Origin of the sequence: Citrifermentans bremense R1 (assembly GCF_000426865.1) — a bacterium.
Classification (GTDB): domain Bacteria; phylum Desulfobacterota; class Desulfuromonadia; order Geobacterales; family Geobacteraceae; genus Geomonas; species Geomonas bremensis.
The window spans coordinates 62,637-80,277 of sequence record NZ_AUGE01000020.1 but is presented as its reverse complement, the minus strand read 5'-3'; the positions used below and the strand labels follow the sequence as shown (position 1 = coordinate 80,277).

The 17,641-nt window shown below is 63.1% G+C and carries 5 protein-coding genes, 1 pseudogene and 4 riboswitches; of the genes and pseudogenes, 5 read left to right on the top strand and 1 reads right to left on the bottom strand.

What is annotated here, in order from left to right; all coding sequences use genetic code 11:
- Positions 1-341, top strand: a 341-nt coding sequence (locus tag K419_RS0112955; protein ID WP_026840964.1) for a transposase, incomplete at its 5' end; no start/stop codon positions are given.
- On the top strand, positions 331-1,557 hold the full coding sequence (locus tag K419_RS22795) for a diguanylate cyclase (protein ID WP_051293023.1): 1,227 nt from the start codon (positions 331-333) through the stop codon (positions 1,555-1,557). The genes K419_RS0112955 and K419_RS22795, both read left to right, overlap by 11 nt.
- Positions 1,558-1,571: 14 nt before the next feature.
- Here K419_RS22795 and K419_RS24130 read toward each other — a convergent pair.
- Positions 1,572-1,781: pseudogene (locus K419_RS24130) on the bottom strand (IS3-like element ISAzo10 family transposase); the annotation flags it as partial.
- Positions 1,782-2,566: 785 nt separating this feature from the next.
- Positions 2,567-2,645, top strand: a riboswitch (cyclic di-GMP riboswitch).
- 148 nt (positions 2,646-2,793) lie between these two features.
- Positions 2,794-2,872: riboswitch (cyclic di-GMP riboswitch) on the top strand.
- 148 nt (positions 2,873-3,020) lie between these two features.
- A riboswitch (cyclic di-GMP riboswitch) is annotated at positions 3,021-3,100 on the top strand.
- Between the two features lie 120 nt (positions 3,101-3,220).
- On the opposite strand from K419_RS24130, the gene K419_RS23840 reads away from it, so the two are divergent.
- The 3 genes from K419_RS23840 to K419_RS24360 all read left to right on the top strand — a co-directional run bounded on the left by K419_RS23840 (position 3,221) and on the right by K419_RS24360 (position 17,640).
- A complete protein-coding gene (locus K419_RS23840; RefSeq protein ID WP_198013113.1) occupies positions 3,221-3,382 on the top strand; it encodes a hypothetical protein in 162 nt (53 codons plus the stop codon).
- A 150-nt stretch (positions 3,383-3,532) separates the two neighbouring features.
- A riboswitch (cyclic di-GMP riboswitch) is annotated at positions 3,533-3,612 on the top strand.
- Positions 3,613-3,724: 112 nt separating this feature from the next.
- On the top strand, positions 3,725-12,388 hold the full coding sequence (locus K419_RS0112935; protein ID WP_026841968.1) for an SdrD B-like domain-containing protein: 8,664 nt from the start codon (positions 3,725-3,727) through the stop codon (positions 12,386-12,388).
- A gap of 122 nt (positions 12,389-12,510) precedes the next feature.
- Positions 12,511-17,640 carry an OmpA family protein gene (locus tag K419_RS24360; protein ID WP_026841967.1) on the top strand — a complete coding sequence of 1,710 codons (5,130 nt, stop codon included), beginning with the start codon at positions 12,511-12,513 and terminating at the stop codon, positions 17,638-17,640.
- Position 17,641 lies beyond the last annotated feature (1 nt).

Here is a 17,641-nt window from a genome sequence, read left to right as displayed (position 1 = left end):
CTACAACAGTTGTCTCAGACGGATTATGGGGCTTTACAGCTGTAACAGAAGCCGGTTGCACTCACGAGAAGCACATAATCAGAAAAGGCTCCACGAAGAGCCAGAAGATGGAATGTTTCACCTGGGTTAACACCATCCTCGGCAACCTCAAGAATGCCATCGTGGGGACCTACCATGCCTTCGACTTCTCGAAGTACCCACACAGGTATCTCGGCGAATATCAGTATCGTTTCAACCGGCGCTTTGATCTGGCTGCGATGTTGCCCCGTCTTGTAACAGCTGCTGCCCGTACCGGCAGGCGATCAGAGACATGGTTACGTCTAGCGGAAGATTGGCGCTAATCAGGTTTGTTTATGCCTAGGAATCTCTACAATCAACATTGCTATCACATATTATCTCTTTAATAGAGTTGATTCTCTGCTTCTAAGGCAAGCAAGGCAAGAGGCACTGGCATACATTGATCTGTTGAATCACACTAGGATGTGGAATAATGAATATGATGGAGTGTATGTAGAAAAACAAAAAGAAACAAAATCAAATGTGTACTTAAAAAAACTTGGTATAAACCCAGATATCAAAACCGCTGATGGTCGCATACTAACATTGAGAAACCATGCCATTATGATTAAAGAAATTTCTGAAAGAAGTGAGACGGATGGCGGAACATCATATCGTGCGGTTAGTTTACAGCCAATAAATCCGGCAAGCGCACCTGATCCGTTTGAAGCCAATGCACTCAATCAGTTTGCAAAAGGAGCGCTAGAGGTTGCGATTATTGAAAATAATAAAAAATCCCCCGTCTTTCGTTTTGCTGCCCCGTTCCGCGCAGATGGATCATGTTTGGAATGTCATGCTGTAAAGATCGGGAGTCTAATTGGAGCAGTGAGTCTCAAAATTCCTATTACCGAACTTGTGAACCATACTCAGACAACGAAGCTGCTAATAGCTTTGACTTCCTTTGTAATTTTAGGATTGATCATTGCCACATCATATGGCCTGATTTGGCGTTTGGTTATCAGCCTAGATATTGCCCAACAACACCTGATTCAGCTCGCGCAAACTGACGAACTAACGGGTCTTACGAATCGAAGGTCAATACTGAAGCGGTTAAAAGAAGAGCATGAAAGGGCTGCGCGAAATCATGATCCGATTTGCGTTATGATTGCGGATGTGGATTTTTTCAAGAAAATCAACGACAGCTTGGGCCATCCAGCGGGAGATTATGTACTGAAGTCGGTTACAGCTCGCATGAAAGCTGAGCTGCGAAGTTATGACATCATTGGCAGAATTGGTGGCGAGGAATTTGTGGTTGTTACCCCAAATACTTCTTTGGACGATGCGGTTATTCTAGCGGACCGTTTGAGGAAAACTATTGGATCAGTGCCTTTTATATATCAGGGAACTGAATTGTTAGTTACTTTGAGTATCGGAGTCGCCGAAATGGGTGCATCCTCGGGCGTAGAAGATGCCATTAAACGAGCTGACGCAGCTCTTTATCGAGCGAAGCAATGCGGCCGCAATCGGGTCGAAGTTGATGATGAAGGGGAGTCAAGCTAGTTGTTGCCTAGACACACCTGGTTGGGAGTCGTGGCGATATGAGTGGTCGGCGGCCTCGACTTTCGATGAGTTTTCGCATGTCCCCGGCGACCGCACTGCCCAGCGGCTCGCAGGACACGGTAGAAGCTCTATTCGCTGCCTACATAGACTCCTTCATCGGCGAGCACTGGCACGATACGCGCCGGTGGTGCCTCGGCAAAGCGCGGCTCATTGGCAATGCTAAGAATGGCCTCCTGCTGTGGCCCTTATATTACAAAAGGTATCGAGGCGACAACTGTTCTGACATGGCGGGGCTCCGAATCGGCAACAGCGGGAGATGCTCAGTTCCCAGGCCGGAACATAAGAGCTCCCATCAGGTGAAATCTTGCACGGAAAAGGTCATCTTTTTTTCAAATGTGTCATTTCCGGAGCGGGAAACATCCTATTTTTCCCAAATGTGTCATTTTCGAAATCAAATACGTCATATTTGATTCAAAATGTGACGTTTTCACTAACGAATATGACATATTCACTAAAGAATGTGACGTATTTGAATGGAAATATGACATATTCGAAAAAGAAAACGTCATTTCCGAGGGGAGGTGCGAGCGAGTCGAGTTGGAAAGAGGTACATGGAAGGGCGGGAGAGCGATTAAAGCTCCTTGTTGATAGCTACGGGGGAACAAAAAAGGGGAGGCCGATCCGGCCTCCCCTTTTCATTTAGAAGACGAATCCCAACGTTACCTGGAACTTGTCGTTGTCGAGCTTGGTGCTGCCGCCGGTGCCGTGATCGTCGTAGATCTGGTAGTCGGCTTTGATCGCCAACTGGGTGACGGGCTTAAAGGAGACGCAGAGGGGTGTGTAGTTACGCTAAAACTGGTGAGTTGTTCGGGCTTGTCAGACACGGGGAGTCATCAACCGGTATTGAGATGATGTCATGTGTGTAAAAAAATGAAGAAGGGCCAAAAAAATAGTTGCAATTTGGTAACGTCTTTGTTAGAAGATGAATCGTCGCTTATGTCGACAACGTTCTCCGAACGGGCAAAACCAGAGTAATCTGGTGACGCAAAGCCACGGGTCCTGACTCAAAGGATAGCCGGGTTGCCGAAGAGATGAGTTAGCATCTTGGCATCCGGGATTATTACCGAAACAAGGAGCGCTCTCATCTTAGGCAGATGTGAGCGCTCTTTTTTTTATGCTGACTGTCCGGGGCTGGAAACCGATTCTCTCTGTGACAGTTTTTCAAAACCAAATTGTTCTCCGAACAGGCAAAGCCAGAGTGATCTGGTGACGCAAAGCCACGGGTCCTAATTCAAAGGACAGCCGGGTTGCCGAAGAGATGAGTTAGCATCTTGGCACCCGGTATGTACCGACACAAGGAGCGCTCTCATCTTCGGAAGATGTGGGCGCTCTTTTTTTGTGGAACAGTGGGTGTTTCTCAAGAGCGCATGAAACGTTGCACGAGTGGTTGAAAACTAAAACGTTCTCCGAACGGGCAAAGCCAGAGTAATCTGGTGACGCAAAGCCACGGGTCCTGGACTGACAGGATAGCCGGGTTGCCGAAGAGATGAGCTGGCATCTTGGCACCCGGTAATAGTCCCGGCACTAAGGAGCGCTCTCATCTTAGGCAGATGTGAGCGCTTTTTTATGGCGCGGATTTAAAAAACTACTTGCGAGGATAGCCATGCACAGGACCCTTAATCCGAGCCTTGACCCGGACTGGAAGCGGAAGTTGACCGAATGCATGAAGGTGATCGGCCTGCTCTCCGCACCGCACCTCCAGGTCACGGTCAATATCGCCGACTACAGGGTTTGCGATGCGACGAAGCAGGAACGCCTGAAATGATGGCGGCCGGATAGAAATCTTCCGGCGGTACAAATTAAAGCAAAAGCGGTAAGTCTCATCCCTACGGGGCAAGTGAAACCCGCGCTATCAGTCGAAGCATCGGCTATGGCGCGGGTTTTTTTGTTTCATGATCTTGATTACTGCAGACGTTCTCCGAACGGGCAAAACCAGAGTGATCTGGTGACGCAAAGCCACGGGTCCTGGACTGACAGGATAGCCGGGTTGCCGAAGAGATGAGCTAGCATCTGGCTCCGGCATGCCCCGGATACAGTTAGCGCTCTCATCTTCGGAAGATGTGAGCGCTAACTATTTTTCGGTGCAATTTCATTGTCGAGGGCTGAAGTGCGAATACTTATCCAGTTAAAGCTATTCCTAGCAAATGTCGTTCGCCGGCTGGTTGCAGCTTCATCCCGGGAGATCGGGCTGACCGCGCGTTCTCTGCGCGCCGTCATGTTCAGCGCTCTCTTGCTCGTCATGCTGGGAATCCCCACGGGGGCACAGGCTGCCGGTGTTTTCTGCTCCGAATTCGGTGGAGTGGTCGACGGCAACAATCCCGCGACACTGGCGGCGGTTAAAGCAGCCTCGACCTTCGGGGTCGACATGAACTGCACCATAAAGAACTTCTCCGAGGCCATCGGCGGGTTCCCAATCACGAATATCAACTTCAACTTCCCGCAGCAGCAGTCCTATTACATAGCTTTCCTCGATGTCTTCTACTACGGCAACATGTCGTGCAACGACCCCACCCACTCCGACTTCTGGATCTACTGGGCCCCAGGCGGGTACAACAACATCAGCCCTTCTTGCCAGGCGTTCATGGTGCCGGTTGATGCCGTCAGCAAGAAGAACCCGCCGTCCCAGACCACTGCCGCCGTCGGCGTGCCTTTCACCTATACGATCACAGTGCCGCTTCTGGGGAAACTCGACGCTACCGGGACTTTCCAGTACATGGCGAACGCCGACGACGCCACCGTGACCAATGTCGTCATACCCGACGACCTCACCGCGACAGGCGCGGCCTTGAGCTACGTCAGCAACGCCGCCTACCTGGTCAACCCCGCAACCGGCGCGAAGACCGCGTTGAACGGCGGCGCGCCGTTGGCCCTGGGCGCAAGCGGCAGCTGGCTCACCAATCACCCCGGCGTGTTGTCCGACGCCAGCAAGCACCTGGTCTTCTCCTACGAGTACAACCCCTCGCTGGCCTCGCTCCCCGCCGGTTACAACTTGGAGATCGACGTCACCGTCATCCTCGACAACACCCCGGCTAGCGTGAACCTGGCAGGAACGCAATTTTCCAACACCGCCAAGATGTGGTTCAACAAGCCGATCAACACGACGAGTATGGTAGATCTCCAGGCCTGGCCCGGCACTACCCCTCCGATGACGGTGGTCGAGCCCGATCTCACGCTCACCAAGACGGGCTCGGCCTCGACGGTCAACCTGGATTCGCAGGTGAGATACACGCTCAACGTACAGAACACCGGGGGAAGCGACGTCTGGAACGCGACCATCGCCGACCACATTCCGGCCGGCATGAGCACGGTCTCCCCGGCGGGGACGATCACTGCGCGGATCTTCGCCTCCGACGGCGTCACCCCGGTCTCCGCTCCGCTTGCAAACAACACGGATTTCACCCTCACCTGGAGCGGCGGCAGCGGTGCGCCGGGGCTTCTTACCCTGACGCTGCTCGACACGGTGAAGATCGCCCCCACCCAGCGTCTCATCGTAAGCTACCAGGCACAGGTCGACAGTACCGGCGTCGCATCCGGCACGGGGCTTACCAACATCGCCGGCGTCACCAGGTGGTTCAGCGCGAATAGCAGCTTTGCAGGCCGCCGCCAGTACGACAGGACCATAACGGACGGAACACCTGGAACGCTCGACTTCCAGGACGCCTACACGGTCACCGCTGCGCTGGCCGGCTACTACTTCCAAAAAACGGTACGGGATCTCACCACCGGCGCGATCCCCGCCGCGGCGGCCTTCCCGGGAGACCGGCTGCGCTACACGCTGCTCTTGCAGAACTTCACCTGGCCGCCGCTTACCGGCGTGACCATAACGGACAACCTCCCTGCGGGGCTGCGCTCCATCGCCAACGTCACCGTCACCCCGGCCGGGGGCTCCACGAGCGTCACCCAGCCAAGCGGCGGGACCCCTGGCTCCATCACCATCTCCGGGCTCAACCTGCCAGGCGGCGCCACGACCAATTCGCAGATCCAGATCGAATTCGACGCCACCCTCGATTCGACACTAGCCAACGGCACCGTCGTCTCCAACCAGGCCAACCTCACCGGGACCGACAATACCACCGTTCCCCCGACGCTTTGGTCCGGCCCAAGCGACGACCCCTACCTGAACGGAACGGTGCTGCTGGGCTCGGGAGGGGATGCCACCAGGGTGACCGTCCAGGCGCCGGGAGCGCTGTCGAAGGCGAATCCGGCTCAGACCACGGCGACCATCGGCCAGCAGTTCAGCTATCTCATCAAGGTTCCCGCCACCCCGACCGACGTCCCCCTTTACGACGTCAGGATCCTGGACAACCTGGGGCTCTCCGCCGCCGGGATGAGCTTCGTGGACGCTCAGGTGATCTCAGGCGGCAACTGGAACCTGACCAACACCGGCACCGCCGGCAACGTCATCCTCCAGGACCTGGCCACCGGGATCGACATCCCGGCCGGCGGGCAGGCGGTGATCCAGGTGACAGCGGCCCTGCAAAACAGCGTCGCCAACCGAAACGGCTTGACCTTCAACAACACGGCTTCGTACAGCTACAACAAGGTAAACGGCGACAGCCTGAGCCAGGCTGCCGGGGGTGCTGCTACCACAGCCAACATGACCGTGGTCGAGCCTCACCTCACCGCTGCGAAAACGGTTGGCTACGCCTCCCCTGCCGGGAAGCAGACCTCCTCCGCCGCGGTACCGGGCGACGTCCTGCGCTATACGGTCACCGTCACCAACGACGGCGGCTCCCGTGCCTACGACGCCGACGTGATGGATTTCCTGCCGGCGAACGTGTCGCTGGTGCCCGGGTCGGCGACGGCGCAGATGGGGGGCGCCCCCGTGAGCGGCTTCATCACCACCCCGGCCCTTTTGCCAAGCGGCGCCGTGGACTGGGGGAGCCAAAACGGCGACGCCAGCCTCGACATCCCTGCCGGCGGCACGTTGGTGCTGAGCTACCTGGTGACCGTGCTTCAGACCAGCGGCGCGCCCATCACCAACGACGTGTACGTCGACTGGACCTCCCTCTCCGGCTCCAGCGCCGGCGAGCGCACCGGCGCGGGGTGCCCCAGCGTGACCGCGCCCAACAACTACTGCTCGGGTCCGATATCCGCCACCGTCTCCTCGTTTGACCCGACTGCCCTTGCCAAAACCGTACTTTCCGATTCCTGGACTGCAGCACCGGGCAGCGGCACCGACTCGACCCTGCGCGTGGGCGACACGGTCATCTACAACCTCGCCCTCACCCTGCGCGAAGGGGTGACCCAGAACGTGGTGCTGACCGACCAGCTGCCGCCAGGGATAGCCTTCGACGCGCTGGTCGGCATCGCCCCGGCCTCCGGGAGCGGCAACTTCTCCTATACGTTGGCCTCGCAGCCCGCCCCGGGCGCCACCGGCAACCTGACCTGGAACCTGGGCAACGTCGCCAACTCGGCGGACAACAACGCCGCCAACAACACCCTCAACATCCGGTACCGCGCGCACGTGGTGAAGGACGCACTGGCGCAATCCCCCACGGCGCAGCAGCTCACCAACAACGCCACGTTGAGCTACGCCATCAACGGCATTGCCGCTGACCCGAAGCAGTCGGCGGCGACCGTCAACGTCTGGCAGCCGCTTTTGAACCTCTCCAAGAGTGCGGTAACGGCAAGCGGCGGCACGGTGATAACTGCCGGCGAAGCGATCACCTACACCGTCAAGGCAGCCAACAGCGGCACGGCACCCGCCTACAACCCTCTCCTTGCCGACACGCTCCCGGTGGGGCTGCGCCAGGGGGGGGTGACCACCACCGGCGTGACCCTGGTCGACACGGCGACAGGCGCGGTCACCGCCACGCTCCCCAGGCTCGCGCCAAGCTACAGCGCGGCAACCGGCGTCGCGACCTGGAACTTCGACGTGGCCGGTTCCGCCGGCCTCTACACCATCCCGCCGGGGCAGGCACTTCAAGTGGAGTACCAGCTTAAGGGCGACGCCGGCCTCGGGGCCGGGGTGACGCTGAACAACCGGGCGGAGATCGCCCGCTATTACTCCTTCGACAGCGAAGAGGTGCCGGCCTCCAGCGTCCTTGCCAACCGGCAGGTGTACGGGCCGACCAGCGCGGCCACGGTCCAATTGACCACCGCGGCGGCCACGGCGCTCTCCAAGCAGGCCCTGGTGTCGACAGCCGCCATCGGCCAACCCTTCAGCTACAGCATAAAGGTCCCGGCGGTGCCGCAGCCCACGGCGATGTACGACGTGCGCATCCTGGACGAGCTGAGCTCAACGTTTACCGGCGTGGACCTGCGGTTCGTCGGCGTGGAGCGGGTATCGGGCCCGGCGTTCACCCCGGTCAACACAGGCAGCGCGACGAGCCTCGTCATCCAGGACACCGCGGGCGGCATCGATATCCCCGCCGGGGGGCAGGCCGTCGTGAAGGTCACGGTGGTGCTCACTAACTCCGCCGCCAACACCCTGGGGAAACAGTTCCAGAACAGCGCGACCTACAGCTACAACGGCGTCAACAACACCCCTGCCACGCAGGCCGCCGGCGCGCCCGGCGCGAGCGCCGCAGTCACCATCGTCGGCCCTGCGCTGACCTTGCAAAAGAGCGGCCCGGCCATCGTCAACGCCCTCGCCCCCGGCGTCTTCACCCTGGACGTCCGCAATAGCGGCGGGAGCACCGCTTGGCAGACCACCCTTTCGGACATCCTCCCCAAGGTGACCACTCCCGCTCCGGGGAGCATGTGCGGCTCTGCGCCCACGAACGTGACGGCCCGCATCTACCAGAGCGACGGGGTCACCCCCGTTTCCGCGCAACTGGCCAACGGCGCCGACTTCACCGTCACCTTCGCACCGGCACCCGCCTGCGTTATGACGGTCGCCATGAAGTCCGCCGCTGCCGCGATCGCCCCGGGCGAGCGCCTGATCGTCAGCTACAGCGCCGCGCTCGATCCCTACACGGCAGGGGGGATCACCCTTACCAACGTCGCGGGAGCCACCAGGTGGCTGAGCGCCGATCCGGCCGCAACCGCGCCGGAGAACATCCAGACCAGCATCGGCCAGCTCACCAACGGCACGCCCGGGGTGCTGGACCTGCAGGACGCGTTCGCCGTCACCACCCAGGCGCCGCTCTTGAACTTCACCAAGACGGTGCTGAACGCGACCACGGGGGAGTCCGGCGCAGGCGCCAGGCCGGGGGACACGCTGAAATATACGCTTACCGTCCAAAACGTCGGGACGCTGGGAGCGGCGAACTTCACCCTGACCGATGAGCTGGACCGTTTGAACTCCTCCGCCATGTTCGTGCCGGGGAGCCTGAAGCTCCTCAGCTTTCCGGCGGGTGCGACCGTCGCTGCGACCTCGGCTAACGGCGGGACCAAGGGGACCGGGGTGGTAAGTATCGGCAACCTGACCGTCGCCCCGCAGGGGGAGGCGGGCGACAAGCTGGTGGTCGAGTTCCAGGCCACCCTGCAACCGGTGATCGACAACGGTTCGCTGGTGGCGAACCAGGCGCAGGTCGCTTCGCCCCTTCTGCCGTCCCAACTGAGCGACGACCCGGCGCTCCCCGGAAGCGCCGACCCGACCCGGACCCTCATCGCGTCGGCGCCCAAATTCCAGTTCAAAAAGACGGTGCAGGACCTGACATCCGGCACCGCAACGGTCACGGCCGGCGACACGCTGCGCTACACCATCACCCTCAGAAACGACGGCACCGAGAATGCGACCGGGGTCACGCTGCGGGACCAGATCCCGGCCAACACCGGCTACGTCGCCAACAGCACCACCTTGAACGGCAATGCTGTCGCCGATGCGAGCGCCGGCGTGAGCCCCCTGCAAGGCGGCATGACGATCAACTCCCCCGCCAACCCCGCGCCGGGCGCCATGCCCGCGGCGGCGGGGACGGCTTCCAACGTCGCCACCGTCACCTTCCAGGTCCGGATCAGCAAGAGCGTGGTGGCCGGCACCCTCCTTTCCAACCAGGCCGTCGTCTACGGCACCGGCGCGGCGAGCGGGCCGTTCCCCGAAGAGGTCTCGGACGACCCCGCGACCCCGGTCCCCAACGATCCGACCACCGTGGTGGTGGGGAATCTCCCGCTCGTCTACGCGCTGAAGACGGTCGAGCTCGCCGGCGACCAGAACGGCAACGGCCTGGTAGATCCGGGCGACCAGCTCCAGTACACCATAACCATGACCAACTCGGGGGCGACTGCCGCGACCGGCCTGCTTTTCACCGACGCGATCCCCGCCGACACGAGCTACGTCCCGGGCTCCACGCGCCTGAACGGCGTGGCTGTCGCGGATCCAGGCTCCGGCGCGTCGCCCCTAACCAACGGCATCGGTGTCGTCTCCTCGGGACTCACTCCGCCTGCGCCCCCCGCCAGCAACGGTACTCTCGCGGCAGGCGGCACCGGTGTCGTAACCTTCAGGGTCCAGGTCAATCCGGCAGTCGCAACGGGAACGGTCATCAGCAATCAGGGGAGCGTGGCGACCGCGGAGCTGCCGCTTCTCTCCACCGACTCCGACGGCAACCCCGGTAACGGCTACCAGCCGACCGTCATCGCCGTCGGCAACGCCCAAAGGCTCTCCGTCACCAAGTCCGCCGTGGTGGTGGGAGGGGGGGCGGTGCTGCCGGGGGGCGTTCTGGAGTACACCATCCGGGCCACCAACATAGGGCAGGTGCCGGCCAATGGGGTGGTGCTGACCGACGACCTGGCCCCGCTATCTTCCCAGGGAGGCTACGTCGCCAACTCCGCGATGATGAACGGCTCCACGAACGGCGTGAGCTTTAACGCGCCGGTGCTGACGGCGAACTACGGCGCCAGCTACGGCGCGCTCGCGCCGGGGGCGTCGGTGGTCCTGCGCTTCGAGGTGAAGCTCAACGGCACGGTGACCGCCGGCAGCGTGATCAGCAACACGGCGCAGGCGAGCTGGGACACCCCCACCCAGGTGGCAAGTGCTGGGACCTCCGTCACCGTCGGAGGCATGCCGGGGAGCGCGAGCCTGAGCGGCTCGGTCTGGCAGGACGCAAACCACGACAACACCCAGGACGCCGGCGAGCTTCCCGCCGCGCGATGGAGCGTGGAGCTTTACCAGGACGGGCGCGTGGTGGGGACGGTAGAGAGCGCGGCGGACGGTTCCTACCGCTTCAGCGGGGTAGCGCCCAACGCCGGGACCGCGATCCGCTACGAGCTTCGCTTCCGGGCGCCGGGCGCCGGTTCATCTACGGCGCTTCTCGGCTGGTGCGCTTCCCCCTTCACCAACGGCATGCAGCGCATCACCGATATCGTGGCCAGCGGCGGCGGCCTCGCGCAGGACCTGAACCTTCCGCTCACCCCCAACGGCGCGGTCTACAACTCCATCATCCGCACGCCGGTGCCGGGGGCCACCCTGGCCATGGTCCAGGCGGGAAGCCTGACGCGCCTTTCGGCCAGCTGCTTCAGCGACCCGGTGCAGCAGGGGCAGGTGACCACGGCAAGCGGCCTGTATAAATTCGACCTCAACTTCAGCGACCCTTCCTGCCCCTCCGGCGGCGACTATCTGATCCAGGTGACGCCCCCCGCCTCCGGGTATATGGCCGGCGTCTCCAGGCTGGTCCCGCCGGTCTCAAGCGACAGCACGGCTTCCTTCTCGGTCCCCTCCTGCCCGGGGAGCGCTGCGGACGCGGTGCCGACCACGGCCGGATACTGCGAGGCGCAAAGCTCCGACCTGGTGCCGGGCGCCTCGGTGCTCCCCGGCGCCGCCACGGCGTACTACCTGCGCCTCACCCTGGGCAACCTGCAGCCGGGCCACAGTCAGATCTACAACAACCACATCGCCGTCGACCCGACGCTGGACACGGCGATCGCCATCACCAAGAGCGCCGCACTGACCAACGTGACCCGCGGCCAGCTGGTCCCCTACACCATCACCCTCAACAACACCCTGGGGGTGACGCTGAGGAACCTGAGCCTGGTCGACACCTTCCCGCTCGGATTCAGGTATGTGGCCGGTTCGGCGCGCCTGGACGGCCAGAAGGCCGAGCCGGCGCTCAATACGCGCCAGATGATCTGGAGCGTGGCGCAGCTTAGCAGCAGCACCAGCCACCGCGTCTCTTTCCTGATGATCGCAGGCTCCGGCGTCTCCGAGGGAGAGTACGTGAACCGCGCCCAGGTGCTCGACAACCTCACCGACAGCGTCGCGTCGCCGGTCGCCTCCGCGACCGTCCGCGTCGTCCCGGACGCCGACCTCGACTGCACCGACATCATCGGCAAGGTCTTTGACGACGCGAACGCCAACGGCTATCCGGATGCCGGGGAAAAGGGGCTTCCGGGGGTGCGGACCGTGACGGCCCGGGGGCTCGTCTCCACCACCGACGAGTTCGGCCGTTTCCACATCACCTGCGCGGTGGTCCCCGACGAGGACCGCGGCAGCAACTTCATCCTCAAGGTCGACGACCGCACCCTCCCCACAGGCTACCGGGTGACCGGCGAGAACCCGCAGGTGCAGCGCGCCACGCGCGGCAAGATGCTGCGCTTCAACTTCGGCGCGGCGATCCATCACGTGGTCTCCATGGACGTGGCCGACGGCGCCTTCGAGCCCAAGAGCGCCAAGCTGCGCAGGCAATGGCGGCCGAGGATCGACCTGTTGCTGAAGCAGCTGCGCAAGGAGCCAGCGGTGCTGAGGCTCTCCTACCTGGCCGAGATCGAGAGCGAAGGACTGGTCGAGCAGCGCCTGAAGGCGCTCAAGAAGGAGATCGCGGGCAAATGGGGAGACGGCTATCCCCTCACCATCGAGACCGAGACCTTCTGGCGCCGGGGCGCCCCGCCTTGATGGAATTCCCGTTTACCGGGGGAGGACCTGGCTCGCCCAACCTGGCTACAGGGGGGGCAGGGAGATAGCGAAATGGCATGCAACAAGGCAACTCAACCTGTTTGGGTAGATGGATGGGACCAATGGTGAAGCAAAGTATCGCCCTTACATTCATGATCCTCGCGTCCGTGGCCGTAGCCGGGCCCGCCGCCCGTGCGGAGAGCGCGCCCGCGCCGGCCGCCAAGGCTGCGAGCGCACCGGCGGCCGCTGCTCTTCCCAATGTCAGGGAGGCCGCGAGCTGCGGCGAGACGACCGAGGGGCACCTCCCCAAGGACGCGGCCTATACCCCGTGGCTGCTCGACCCCGCCGTTTTCGCCCAGGACCAGGGGGACCGCACCGAAAAGCGCCAGGTCGCCGAGAAGGAAGTGAAGACGGTGAAGGTGGCCAACCTGGTCCCCCCCATCCGTTTCCGCACCGGCGACGCGGAGATCACCAGCGAGTACCTGGAACTTTTGCGCGGCGTGCTGGAAAAGATGCGCGGCCGCAACAACGTGCGCCTGCACTTCGTCGGGCACGCCGACACCCAGCAACTGAGCGGGCCGCTCAAGGCGAAGTTCGGCGACAACACCGGCCTGTCCCGGGAGCGCGCCGGCACCACCGCCGAGTACTGCCAGCGCGCCCTGGCCCTCCCCGCTGAAGCGATTTCCTACGAGGGGATGGGGGACGCCAGGCCGGTCGCCCCCAACACAACCGAGGAGGGGAGGGCGCTCAACCGCCGGGTCGAGGTCGAGGTCTGGTACGACGAGATCGGCGAGAAGATGGTGGAGAAGGAGGTGGTCGTCCCGGCGCAGGTGAACCGCGTCAAGGTCTGCCGCACCGAGACGGTCTGCAAGATGCGCTACAAGGAGGGGCTCTCCCACCGCGTCCGCGTCAGGAACCTGATCGCCCCGCTGCAGTACGACGCGGCTCTTCTCACCGTGCCGGGTGAGTTCCCGCAACAGGTGAGGCAGGCGCTCGACAACCTGCAGGGAAAGCAGAACCTCTCCGTCAAGTTCATCGCCTACAGCGACAACGCGCCGCTTGAGGCGCGCGACGAGCGCATCTACGGGGACCAGCTGGGGCTCTCCAAGGCAGTGGCCCGGCGCGTCGCCCTTGCCGTCCAGGATGCAATGAAGGGATCCAGGGTCGCCTTCGAAAGCGAGGGGAAGGGAAGCGTCCTCCCGGCCGCCTCCAACGACACGCCGCAGGGAAGGGCCCTGAACCGGCGCGTAGTGGTCGAGTTCTGGCACGACGACGCCATGCAGGAACTGCCGGACGAGCCCCAGCTCTGCCCGGAAGACGCGGGTGCCGAGACGGTCACCAAGGTCTACGACCCCCCCTCCGGCGCCATCGCCCCGATCCTGTTCCAGGACGGCAACCCGGTGCTGCCGGAAGGTTACACCGACCGGCTCGGGCGGCTCATGGCTGAGATCAAGGAGCGGGCCAACGTGCGGCTGCGCTTTACCGGCTACATCGACAACGAAAGGCTCGACCGGCGCAACGCCGCCATTTACGGCGACGACGTCGGCTGGTCCACTGCGCGCGCCCGCCGCAGCATGGCGGCAGTGAGCGAGAAGATGGGGCTTTCCGGGAACAAGGCGGAATTCGAAGGGCGGGGGTACGTGCAGTCCGCGGACGTGGTCGCCACCGGGTTCAGCGGCGCGGGCGCCTCCAGGGTCGAGGTACAGGTCGTCTATGACGAGCAGGTCCCGATCAACGACTACGAGGGGGTGGACATCCTCCGCATGACCCGCGAGGTGAACACGGCCGACCCGCTGGGGCTGAACCTTTTGCGCATCTCGGTGGACGGCAAGCCGGTGGACGACCTTAACAAGAGCATCCCGGACCTGCAACGCTGCACCGACCTCGCCCTCGACCGCGCCAGGATCGAGTTCAAGTACGACAACCTCAAGGCGCTCCCCAGGCTGAACGTCACCGCCTGGCCGCGCAGCATCCGCTACCAGGACCTGGCGGGAACCGAGTTCCCCGAGAACCTGGTCCGCTTCCGCCTCTACACCAACTATCACAGCTTCATCAAGCGGGCGGAGGTCAGGGTGTTCGACGAGGCCCGGTCGGTGCGCGACCTTCCGCTGGCGGTCATACCCATGGACGGCGAAGGGCAGGCCCAGTGGAGCGCTGGTTTCGATTCCCCGACCACCCCGGCCCGGGAGCTCAAGTACCTGGTCCGCGTCTTCGATGCCGCGGGGAACTTCGATGAGACCGAGCCCCAGCCGTTGTGGGTGATCGAGCAGGTCAACCCCCGCGTTGCCGGCTCAGACCCGGAGCGGGAGCTTCTGGCCGGATATGGCGCCAGCCGCATCGCCAAGAGGAACATCCCGGTAAGCGGCGGGACCGTCCAGGCCTACGGCAGCTCCATCCCGCCGGAGCACCGGGTCTGGCTGGCCGGGTACCCCGGGCCTGTGGATGCCAAGGGGCGCTTCATCGCCGAGGAGATCCTGCCCAAAGGGATGCACACGGTCGAGGTGGCGGTGCTCGACAAAGCCGGCAACGGCGAACTCTTCCTGCGCGACCTGGCCATGCCTAAGAACGACTGGTTCGCGGTGGGGATCGCGGACCTGACACTCTCGGCGAACAAGACCAGCGGGCCGGCGCACCTCCTCGCCCCGGACAAGCCCCAGTACAGCCGTGACTTCAATGCCGACGGACGGCTCGCCTTCTACACCAAGGGACAGTTCGGCAACGGCTGGGGACTCACCGCCAGCGCCGACACCCGCGAAGGGGCGCTGGACGAGATCTTCTCGAACTTCCTGGACAAGTCGCCCGAGGCGCTGTTCAGGCGCATCGACCAGGATTACCACTTCCCGACCTACGGGGACGACTCCACGGTGCTGGAGGACGCGCCGACCAGCGGGAAGTTCTACGCCAAGCTGATAAAGGACCAGAACTATGGCCTGTGGGGCAACTTCAGGGTCGGCTACACCGACAACGACCTGGCCCACGTGGACCGCGGCCTTTACGGCGCGAACCTCCATTACCAGATCCCGGGGGTCACCAGCTTCGGCGAGAAACGCTTCATGGTGGACGGCTTCGCCGCCGAGCCCGGCACCGTGGCCGGGCGCGACGAGTTCCGCGGCACCGGCGGCTCGCTTTACTACCTGCGCCGCCAGGATGTGCTGCAGGGGTCCGAGCGGGTGCGCATCGAGGTCCGGGACAAGGACTCGGGTATCGTCCTGGCGGTGAAGGACCTGACCCCGGTGCAGGACTACGACGTCGACTACCTGCAGGGGCGCCTGGTGCTGACCCAGCCCCTCGAATCGACGGCGTCGGACAACCTCCTCGTGCACAGCGACGCGGCGGCCGGAAACCCGGTGTTCCTGGTGGCCCGCTACGAATACACCCCCGGCGTCCAGGAACTCGACGCCATGACCGTCGGCGGCCGGGCTCACTACTGGTTCGGGGATCACGTCAAGCTCGGCGTGACCGCAACCCGTGGCAACGACGCGGCGATCGAGGAGAGCCTGCTCGGCGCGGACCTGACCCTGCGCCAATCCGCCGGCACCTGGCTGAAACTGGAAACGGGCCGCAGCAAGGGGGCGGGGCTTTTCACCTCGACCTCGCGCGACGGCGGCTTCAACTACAGCACGGTCCAGTCGCCTGCCGATACCGCAGTCGCCGCCGGCGCCTACAGGCTCGACGCGAGCCTCGGGCTTCAGGACCTCAACAAGGATTGGCACGGCCGCTTCACCCTGTACAGCCAGCTGCTGGAGGCAGGGTATTCGGCGCCGGGCCAGATCGCGGAAAAGGAAACGGTCCAGGTCGGCGGCACGGCGGAGGTCCCGGTCAACGACCGGCTGAGGCTCAACTTGAAGGCAGACCAGCGCACCGTGGACCAGGGGCTGGAGACTGTCGCCGCCGAGGCGAACGCCACCTACCGGGTGAACGAAAACTGGAGCGCGGGGGCGGGGGCACGCCTGGACAGCCGCCAGGACCATTCCCCGGTGGTTCCCCTGACCCAGGAGACCGGAGAGCGCACCGACGTGGTGGGCAAGGTCTCCTACGATTCCAACGCGCGCTGGAGCAGCTACCTCTTCGGGCAGCAGTCGGTCCTGACCTCGGGCAACCGCGAGGACAACGGCCGGGGCGGCGTGGGGGGCGCCTTCCGGGTGACCGACCGCTTCAAGGTGAACGGCGAGCTCTCCGCGGGAGACCAGGGTGCCGCGGGGCGCTTCGGCAGCGAGTACCTCTACAGCGACCGGACCACGCTTTACCTCAATTACACCCTGGAGAACGAGCGCTCCGACAACGGCGTGCAGGCGAGGAAAGGGGCCGTGGCCTCGGGGTTCCGCACCCGCTACTCGGACAGCGCCAGCGTCTACGGCGAGGAGCGCTACACCCACGGCGACGTCCCCAGCGGCCTGCTCCATTCCTACGGGGTGGATCTCGCCCCCACCGACCGCCTGAACCTGGGGGCGAAAGGGGAGTTGGGCACCCTCAAGGACAACCTGACCGGCGCCGAGCTGAAGAGGACGGCGCTGGGGGGGAGCGCCGGCTACGGCTTCGATCGGGTCAAGCTTTCCAGCGCCGTGGAATACCGGGTGGACGACGCCGAGCAGCCTGACCTGAGCTTCCTCAAGCGCACCACCTGGCTTCTGAAAAACAGCCTCAAATACCAGATGACCCCGGACTGGCGGCTCATCGGCAAATTCAACTATTCCCAGAGCAAAAGCTCGCAGGGGAATTTCTACGACGGCAGCTATACCGAGGCGGTGGTGGGATATGCCTACCGTCCCGTCGCCAACGATCGGCTGAACGCCCTGGTCAAGTACACCTACTTCTACAACATGCCGACGGCGGAACAGGTGAACGGCGCCGGCACCACCGCGGGCGTGATGCAGCGCAGCCACATCGCCTCCGTCGACGCCATGTACGACCTGACCCCGCGCTGGAGCGTCGGCGGAAAGTACGCCTACCGCCTGGGCCAGGTGAGCATGGACCGGGTCAATCCCGAGTACTTCGACAGCCGCGCCCACCTCTACGTCGTGCGGGTGGACTGGCATTTCCTGCACAAATGGGATGCGCTCGCCGAGGGGCGTCGGCTCGACCTGCCGGACGCACAGGACCGGCGCAGCGGCGTGCTTTTGGGGCTCTACCGCCATCTGGGGAACAACTTCAAGGTCGGCGCGGGCTACAACTTCAGCGACTTCTCCGACGACCTGACCGACTTAAGCTACCGGCACCAGGGTGTCTTCGTGAACATAGTGGGAATGATCTAGC